The organism is Fulvivirga sp. AWR4_260, from assembly GCF_056158185.1.
The window spans coordinates 4113-4992 of record NZ_JBSWSU010000017.1 but is presented as its reverse complement, the minus strand read 5'-3'; the positions used below and the strand labels follow the sequence as shown (position 1 = coordinate 4992).

General features: G+C 38.4%; 2 protein-coding genes. One reads left to right on the top strand and one right to left on the bottom strand.

The window, feature by feature from the left end:
• Positions 1–13: 13 nt before the first annotated feature.
• A complete protein-coding gene (locus ACXACQ_RS23615) occupies positions 14–388 on the bottom strand; it encodes a metallophosphoesterase family protein (protein WP_474978512.1) in 375 nt (124 codons plus the stop codon).
• Between the two features lie 244 nt (positions 389–632).
• Here ACXACQ_RS23615 and ACXACQ_RS23610 point away from each other — a divergent pair, with 244 nt between their 5' ends.
• Positions 633–821, top strand: coding sequence for a thioredoxin domain-containing protein (locus ACXACQ_RS23610; protein WP_474978511.1), 189 nt, complete (start codon positions 633–635; stop codon positions 819–821).
• The last annotated feature ends 59 nt before the right edge of the window (positions 822–880 follow it).

Sequence of the window (880 nt, the reverse complement as noted above, 5' to 3'; positions counted from 1 at the left end):
AAGGTTAAGTTTGTCATACTCGTGTGCTCACCCAGCACCTTTTCATTATTTTCAAAATATGAGAATGCCCGCAGATAAAAAGGTCAGGTGGGTCTTGTTGTAAAAGAGGTTTAACGGTGCGATTATACCTTGGAGGGTACCCACCAATATGCGTCATCCATACTTTTAAGCCTTCGCATTGAAATTTTAAATGTTCAGGACATTCATTTCTTATAGCCTGGTCATCTATATTTCCATAAACCCCGCGGGTAGGTTTAAAATCTTGTAATGGTTTTAATACGTTGGGGCCGAAATCTCCTGCATGCCATATCTCATCTCTGTCTTCGAAGTATTCAAAAACTTTAGGGTCTAAATGTCCGTGTGTATCTGAAAGTAAACCTATTTTCACTTTTTTATGTAAAACTAGGCATATCTCCATCCTTTATCAAAAGTTGAATACCGCCTTTTACCATATTTGTATTTAGTAATGGCTTTAACTTTTTTAACTTTACCTTAAATTTAATTTATATGGCACTTACACCTTCTAATATGCTTCCTCTAGGAACGGAAGCTCCTTTTTTTCAATTATTCGATGCTATTTCCGAGCGTTCTGTTTCTTTGGATGACGTGGTGGGGAGAAGGCAACGGTTATTATGTTTGTTTGTAACCACTCCCCATATGTTAAACATATTCAGGAAGAGTTAGTGAGGTTGGCCGAAGATTACATTTCTGAAGGCGTTGGTTTTGTGGCAATAAGCTCTAATGACGTTGATAATTACCCTGAGGATTCGCCCGAGCTGATGAAGGCTGAAGCTAGAAAATGGGGATATCCTTTCCCTTAAGGTGCTGGGTGAGCACACGAGTATGACAAACTTAACCTTAGCAATACGTTTATGTTTTA